Source organism: Candidatus Caldatribacterium sp. (assembly GCA_014359405.1).
Classification (GTDB): domain Bacteria; phylum Atribacterota; class Atribacteria; order Atribacterales; family Caldatribacteriaceae; genus Caldatribacterium; species Caldatribacterium oleiphilum.
In genome coordinates this window covers 1-7,373 of the sequence record JACIZN010000096.1, presented here as the reverse complement: position 1 = coordinate 7,373, position 7,373 = coordinate 1, and the positions used below count along the sequence as shown (strand labels likewise).

Sequence of the window (7,373 nt, the reverse complement as noted above, 5' to 3'; positions counted from 1 at the left end):
CTTGTGCAGCGCATAAGCGCCCATTTCACGGGACTTTTCCGGGGCTTCTACACTGAGGAAATTCGGGAAAAGGGCACAAGGGTTGGATTTCGTGTCGTTACCCTCTCGGGAAAGAGGGGGATGCTCGCCGCAAAAGGAGCGTCCTCGCCTTTTCGGGTTGGTGCCTACGGGGTCCTCGTTTCAGAATTCGAAAGCATTGTGCTGCCCGAGCTTGAGGAAGCTCTGCGCGCAGAAGCTCCCTGTCTCATTGATGAACTCGGGAAAATGGAGTTCTTCTCAGAAGGTTTCCGGAAAATCCTTCCACCTCTCTGGGAGAAAGCTCCTCTTCTCCTTGCCACAGCCCGTTTTCCCCAAATCCCCGGGGTTACAGAGTTCCTCAGCCAAAAAGAGGTGCGCTCGTTCCTCCTCACTTCAGAGAACCGGGAAGAGGTCTTCGCGCAGGTCCTTGAGGAAGTCCGGACCTTCACGAAGGGAGGATAACGCGGCTTTTCATCGAGAGCTCCTCAACAATGGTGAGGGTGAGGGACCTGGCGAGGTCGATTTCTTCGGTTACAAAGCCCTCTTTTCCATCGGGAACACGAACCTCAACGTAGGGACGGAAAGGCAGAACCGGATTGAGCCGGCTCACCACCGCTTCCCTGCCATCTGAAAGCCGCACCACATCGCCCACCTGGTAAGGGGAGAGATGGGCCACAAAAAGGCGGACGACCTCTCCATCGAGCCTGTACCCTGCATTCCCCATGAGGTACTCGACAACTTCCGAAAGAGGGAGGGCCTTGCGGTACGGGCGATGAGAAGTTAAGGCTTTGTACACATCGGCTACTGCGACGATTCGGGCAAAGAGATGAATCTCCTGAGGTCCAAGGTGCAGGGGGTACCCGCTCCCGTCAAGGCGCTCATGGTGCTCAAGGGGTACAAACTTCACGAGGTCCTCGAGGCCCTTTTGCTCGTCAAGGATGTGCTTTGCCGTAAGGGGATGCTGCTTGATAATCCGCCACTCGTTCTCGCTCAAAGCTTCGGGTTTTCGGAGGATTTCCTGGGGCACCTTGAGCTTTCCAAGATCATGGAGCAATGCTCCAAGGCCAAGCCGAAGAAGCTCTTCATGCCCAAGGCCCATGAATTTCCCGATGAAAAGGGCGATGATAGCCACGTTCAGAGAATGGGTGAAGGTGTAGTCATCGTGGCGCTTGAGCTGGACAATAGGGATGACGAGCTCCTCGTGGGCTCTGATCTCCTCAAGGATAGAGCCAAGGTTCTCCTCAAGGGGCTCAAAGGACACAGAGCGACCCCTTGCGAGATCCCTCATGGTGTCCTCAAGGGAACTCAGAGTCCTCACCTTGGTCTCAAAGGAGACGTCCTCTTGAGCCGCTTCTTCCCGAACCTCCTCGACAATTTCTGCCACAACCGTTTCCAGAGCTCTCTGCCGAAGGCGCGCGAGGAACCCCTCAGTGACGGTCTGTCCCCGGAAAAGGAGAACTCTATCGTTGTCATCAAGGAGGGTGAAGGGGACAGTAGCACCCACCTCAAGACGGCGCACAGGAATACGAATCTTTCGAACCCGCCGCATCACCATGAGAGCTCCCGTCCGGCAAAGGAGGTGAAACTCGGAACCCTGCTCTCCCCCTGGTAGGAAAGGTACTGGGAAAGAAGAGCGTCAAGGGACCTGAAAATCTCGCGATGCACTCTCAGCTGTACCACACGTCCCAGGGGAACGTCAACGAGGCTCTGGAGGAATCCAAGCTCTTCCGGGGAAAGGGGAAAGAGCTCCCGCGTCCTACCACTACAGGCATCGCACACCACGCCTCCCAAGGCCACGCTGAAAAAGGAGGGCACGTTGTGGAGTTCCCGGTGGCAGTGGATGCACTTTCGGAGTTCTGGAAAAACGCCCAGAGCCCCTGCAACGTCAAGCCGAAAGCGCACAAGTAAAGGACCAATACTCTCTTCTGATCGGAGGAAGGCTTCCCAAAGGAAGAGGATTTCCTCAAGAACCCTCTCTTCTTGCTTTTCAAAAGGGAAAAGGCGGTCCACAAGGTGGAGGAGGTACTCCCCCGCCATCCACCGGAGGGGAGTCCGCACAAGGCCCCGAAAGCTCCTCTGAATCTTCCCCTGGACGACGAGGGGCATTCCCCGGGCGGTGTAGAAGAGGAACTCGGAAAGGGAGAAAAAGTCCAAAGCAGCCCCGAAGCGATTCCCCACTTTTCGGGCTCCTTTGGCCAGGGCCTGGAACTTCCCCCGTCTTCTGGTGAAAAAGGTGACAAGGCGGTCGATTTCTCCAAAGTCTGTTGCCTTCAGGACAATCCCCTCATCCAGTGTGTACCGGCTCACCGCACCTTGTACCCGAAGCGGCGCAGGACCTCCTCCCGCTTGCGCCAGTTCTTTTCCACCTTCACCCAGAGATCAAGGTACACTTTCTTCCCCCAGTGGGCCTCGATGTCCCGGCGGGCTTCCTCTCCAATTTTTTTAATCATGCGGCCCCCTTCCCCAATCACAATCTTCTTGTGGGATTCCTTCTCCACGTAAATGATGGCCCGGATGTAGAGGAGGGAACCCCGGTCCTTGAACTCCTCGACTCGTACCTCAACCCCGTAGGGAACTTCTTGGTGCACGTTCCACCAAACTTTTTCCCGGATGATTTCTGCCGCAATGTCCCGCTCGAAGGCATCGGAAATAATTCCGGGCTCGTAGTACGGAGGGTTTTCAGGGAGGTACGCCACGATTTTCTCAAGGAGAGCATCGATACCCTCACGGGTTACACAGGAAATGGCAAATTTCTCGGCAAAGGGATAATACGCCCCCAAGCGCCCAAGAATTTCCTCTACCTCTCCCTCTGAGAGCAGGTCTTTCTTGTTGAGGACAAGGAAAACCGGTTTCGCAAACCCGGAGAGCTTCTCTAAGTATCCCTTCTCTTCCTCTTCCTGGAAAGAGGGGTCCGTCATATAGCAGAGGAGGTCGATGTCAAGGAGAGTATCCTCAATCTCCTGCATCATGATTTCTCCCAAGCGGTCCTTGGGGGTGTGGAGACCGGGGGTGTCGAGGAAGACAATCTGGGCTCCCTCGAGGTTCAAAATTCCCTTGATAACCCTCCGGGTGGTCTGGGGCTTGTCGGAAACGATGGTGACTTTCTGTCCGATAACCTGGTTGAGGAACGTGGATTTCCCGACATTTGGCCGTCCCCAAATGGTAACGAATCCTGAGCGAAAGGCCATAGCAATCACTCCTTTACCAAGGTGAAAGATAGGGGAAGAAGTTCACGCAGCGGTTTTGCGAGGTATGCTCCGCTTCGGTTCCCGGCAATAACCTCTATATCAAGGCCGAATTCCGCCAGCGCCTGTCGGCAGGCACCGCAGGGGAAGCAGAAGTCCACCCCTTCAGAAACGATGGCAATAGCCTCGAACTCCCTTGCTCCCTCAGAAATTGCCTTTCCGAGAGCCACTCGCTCCGCGCACAGGGTAACCCCAAAAGAGGCGTTCTCCACGTTGCACCCTGTGAAAACCCGGCCATCCCGCGCGCGAAGGGCCGCTCCCACCCGAAAGGAGGAGTAAGGGGCATAGGCGAATTCCAGGGCTTTCACGGCGCTTTTCAGGAGTTTTTCCCGTTCCTTCTCCTTCCGGTAAGCCGAAAGGAGCGCCTCGGTCCTCTCCATCATGTGCCGGTGCTCCTCAAGAGTCCGATCGTCGTACCCGAGAAGGTGCAAGAGCCCGTGCACCACAAGGAAAGAGAGCTCTTCAGAGAGAGGAACCCCCCGATCCTCGCTCATCTTACAGGCTAAAGGAACGCACACAAGGATTTCCCCCCATACCCCATCGGGGTCCTCCCCGTAGAGGAAGGAGACCACGTCCCCCACCTCATCGAGGTGGAAAAACCTCCGCTTCACGTCCCTCATGCGTTCTTCATCAATGAAGGCCACAACGAGCTGTCCCCTGATGTCCTTCCCCTCCTCCCTGAGAACGAAATTCACAAGGTCCTCAAGGAAACGCCGGGAGAAGACCCGGTATTCCGTTTCGTTCACCACTTCAACCTTTCTCACGGCTTCCTCCTTCGGTAAGCTCCGGATAAGGAACCCGGACATGCACCATGCCGCTCAAAAAGAGAACAAACCGGCGCGCAATGCGGTTGATATCCCGGAGGGTCAAAGAAGAATCGTCAAGCTGCCCATCCTCAAGGTACGTTCTCACGATGTTCCGCACCGTCATCTCTATCCGCCGAGGGGTGGGATCCCGCATGCTCCGCACTGCCGCTTCGACACTGTCGGCAAGAAAGACAATGGCCTCCTCTGGAGTCCGGGGAAGAGGTCCAGGATACCGGAAGGTATCGCGACTCACCTTTCCCTTCCCGCTTCGCAGCGCCTTCTCGTAGAAGTACCGCACCACGCTCCGCCCATGGTGCGATCGGATGATATTCTGCACCTCTCGGGGAAGGCGGAATTCCCGGGCAATCTCAAGGCCATCACGAACATGGTTCACAATGACGAGAGCACTCAGGTAGGGAGAGAGACGGTTGTGAATGTTCTCTCCGGGGTTCATCTGGTTTTCGATGAACCACTGGGGCCGCTTGAGCTTCCCTATGTCGTGGTAGTAGGCTCCGACCCTTGCAAGGAGGGCATTAGCACCAATTTCTTCAGCCGCCACCTCGGCGAGATTGGCCACCACGAGGCTGTGACTGTACGTCCCCGGAGCCTCGAACATCAGCCGCTTGAGGAGGGGGTGATTCGGGTTCAGAAGCTCCATGAGGCGAACATCGGTCGTTACGTGGAAGAGGTGCTCGAAAAGGGAGAGGCTGCCCAGGGCAATCACCGAGGCCATGACACCTCCTGCTCCTCCGTACGCCATGGCCGCAAGAACCTGAGAAGTTGCAAGTCCGTCATAGAGAGAAGAGCATCCCGCAAGCGCTGCCCCGGCAAAGGAGAGTAATACCCCCACCCGGATAAGGTTTCGACGCTTCAGGGGTGTCCTGAGGAAAAGAGGGAGCATGAGGTGCACGAAAAGAAGCACCGTCCCGGATAAATCCGGCCGCCACACCCAGAAAAGGAGGGGGAAAAGAAGGAGCGACTCTCCCAGGGCCACTTCTCGCCCGAAAAGGGTGGAGAGGACAAGGGGAAGGGCACCCATGACGGAAAAGGCCCCAGAGATTCGGCCAGCGAAGAGACTCAGAACAAGCACCGTGGCTACGGCAAGAGCGCGTACCGAAAGACCTACAGGGTCTTCGAAAAAGCGGGGCGTGAAGTGGGAGAAGTAGAGGTATCCCAGCACCACAACTCCGGCGACGAGGAGAGCAAGGATAACTGCGCGAGAGAACCTTCCCTCCTCTCCGAGCATCCCGAGAGCCGCAAGAGCCTGGATGTGGGCTCGCGTCACGATGTCCCCCTTGCGGATGAGGACCTCTCCCCGGCGAATGACTTTCCGTACCGGTTCAAAGGAGGCGAGGATACGCTCCCGGAGCTTCTCGGTTTCAGCCTCATCGACAACCGCATTGGGCCGGAAAAATCGGGCAACCAGAAGCCCTGCAACCCACATAGCCTCTCCCGAGAAGCCTGCCCGCTCAATCTGGGCGTTCATCTCAAGGAGTACCCGGTTGGCATCCTCGCGAGGGACGGGCTCCAGGAAAAAACGGGTGGCGAAGAGGTCGTAGAGGAACCCCCGAAGGCTCCTGTAGACCTCCTCAGGAGCCTCAAGGAGCCAGAGTACGGTCTTCGGTGTCACCCCCCACTTCCGGGCAAGGCTCTCCACCGTTTCGGGAAGAGAAGGAAGGGCTCCCTTCCGAGCCTCATCCATAGCGGCAAAAAACCCCTCCATCTCCTCCTTGACCTGGCGCACGATGCCCTCATCCACGCGGTACACTGGAGGAATCGCGGCAAGGATCTCCCTTTTGCGCTTCTCTGTGGCCACCGCATCAACAACTTCCACCGTCCTCAGGGCAACCACGTCCCGAGAAGCCACCTGCCCTTCCCGGAGGGAGATACCTTGGAAAAGGAGGGGGATACCGAGAAGGGCAAAGAGGGATACCCCGTGGATGAAAAAGTGGGTGAGGCGAAGAAGCGAAACGCCCTTACCGCCTGGCCATATTCGCCTCGAAGCGTTCATAGGCAAGGATGATCTTTTGCACGAGATGGTGTCGTACAACGTCTTTCTCGGAAAGGTAGACGAAAGAGATTCCCGGGATATCTCGAAGGATTTCCTGAACCACTATGAGCCCGGAGCGCTTCCCCGGCGGCAAGTCAATCTGGGTGATATCTCCGGTAACCACAACCTTTGACCCAAAACCCATTCGGGTGAGGAACATCTTCATCTGCTCGGAGGTTGTGTTCTGAGCCTCGTCAAGGACGATAAAGGAATCGTTAAGCGTTCTCCCTCGCATGTAGGCCAAAGGCGCGACCTCGATGATGCCGCGCTCTGAGTAGCGCTGGAACCGCTCAGGCGAGAGCATTTCGTACAGGGCGTCGTACAACGGCCGAAGGTACGGCTCGATTTTTTCCTTGAGGTCTCCGGGAAGGTACCCAAGGCTTTCTCCTGCCTCCACCGCAGGACGCACGAGAACGATGCGACCGACCTCCTTTTTCTGGAGGGCCGCACAGGCCATGGCCATGGCAAGGTACGTCTTCCCCGTTCCTGCAGGACCTATGCAGAAGGTGATGTCGGAGTTCCGAACGGCCCGAACGTACTGGAGTTGACCCGGGGTTTTCGCCCGAATCGGCTTGTGGGAAGCGGTGACGAAGATGGTCCCTTCGTCCCTCCACCAGACTTTCTGCGTCTCCCGGAAGCTCGTGGCCATTCGGCGCAAATCTTCAGGCGTCGGTTCTGCTCCTTCCCTGAGGAAATCCACGAGCTCCGTGAGGAACCGCTCTACAAGGCTGAGGTTTTCCTTTCCCCTCCGCCGGACGACAATGGTGTCGCCCTCGATGCTCACATCGACCTCAAATACGCTCTCAATCACCCGCACATTGACATCAAGGAATCCGAAAAGCTTCTGGGCTTCCTTGATGCTCCCGAGGGTCAGACGGAACTCCTCATCTCGAATCGATACTTCCGCAGACAAGCTTCTCTATCACCCCGCTTCTAAGAGTTTCCGGATAACCTCAGAAACCACCTTCCCCTCCGCTCTCCCCTCCACCCGGCGCATGACTTCTCTCATGACCACTCCAAAAGAGGGCTTCTCGGGGAAGGCGGAGAGCACTTCCTGGATAAGAGCGGAAAGCTCCTCTTCCTTCATTGGAGGAGGGAGGAATTCAGAGATTACCGCTATTTCCTCTTCGGTCTGCCGAATGAGGTCCTCCCGATTTCCCTGACGGAAGTAGGCGAGGCTTTCTTCCCGCTTCTTTATGCCTTTCCGCAAGAGCGCTACAATCTCACTCTCTTCGAGGGGAGCGCGCTTCTCTA

Annotated in this window: 8 protein-coding genes; 1 reads left to right on the top strand and 7 read right to left on the bottom strand. The window is 56.7% G+C overall.

Features of this window, described 5'->3' with window-relative positions; translation table 11 throughout:
* On the top strand, window positions 1-480 hold a 480-nt coding region (locus H5U36_07825), incomplete at its 5' end, for a hypothetical protein (protein MBC7218029.1).
* On the opposite strand, the gene H5U36_07820 is transcribed toward H5U36_07825, so the two are convergent.
* From H5U36_07820 to H5U36_07790, 7 genes are all read right to left on the bottom strand, one after another.
* Window positions 464-1,573, bottom strand: a complete 1,110-nt coding sequence (locus H5U36_07820) for an HD-GYP domain-containing protein (GenBank protein MBC7218028.1) — start codon at window positions 1,571-1,573, stop codon at window positions 464-466. The two genes, H5U36_07825 and H5U36_07820, sit on opposite strands and share 17 nt — an antisense overlap.
* Complete coding sequence (gene recO, locus H5U36_07815) at window positions 1,567-2,325, bottom strand: DNA repair protein RecO (GenBank protein MBC7218027.1); 759 nt, start codon at window positions 2,323-2,325, stop codon at window positions 1,567-1,569. The genes H5U36_07820 and recO overlap by 7 nt, the downstream gene beginning before the upstream one ends.
* The gene (era, locus tag H5U36_07810; GenBank protein MBC7218026.1) at window positions 2,322-3,206 is read right to left on the bottom strand and encodes a GTPase Era; all 885 of its coding nucleotides are present in this window, start codon (window positions 3,204-3,206) and stop codon (window positions 2,322-2,324) included. The genes recO and era overlap by 4 nt, the downstream gene beginning before the upstream one ends.
* A gap of 5 nt (window positions 3,207-3,211) precedes the next feature.
* Window positions 3,212-4,069 (bottom strand): cytidine deaminase, encoded by an 858-nt coding sequence (locus tag H5U36_07805; protein ID MBC7218025.1) that lies wholly within the window; start codon window positions 4,067-4,069, stop codon window positions 3,212-3,214.
* Window positions 4,014-6,080 carry an HDIG domain-containing protein gene (locus tag H5U36_07800; GenBank protein MBC7218024.1) on the bottom strand — a complete coding sequence of 689 codons (2,067 nt, stop codon included), beginning with the start codon at window positions 6,078-6,080 and terminating at the stop codon, window positions 4,014-4,016. Before H5U36_07800 ends, H5U36_07805 begins: the two co-directional genes overlap by 56 nt.
* A complete protein-coding gene (locus H5U36_07795) occupies window positions 6,046-7,032 on the bottom strand; it encodes a PhoH family protein (GenBank protein MBC7218023.1) in 987 nt (328 codons plus the stop codon). The genes H5U36_07800 and H5U36_07795 overlap by 35 nt, the downstream gene beginning before the upstream one ends.
* Window positions 7,033-7,041: 9 nt before the next feature.
* The coding region (locus H5U36_07790) for a GatB/YqeY domain-containing protein (GenBank protein MBC7218022.1) at window positions 7,042-7,373 on the bottom strand (332 nt) is incomplete at its 5' end.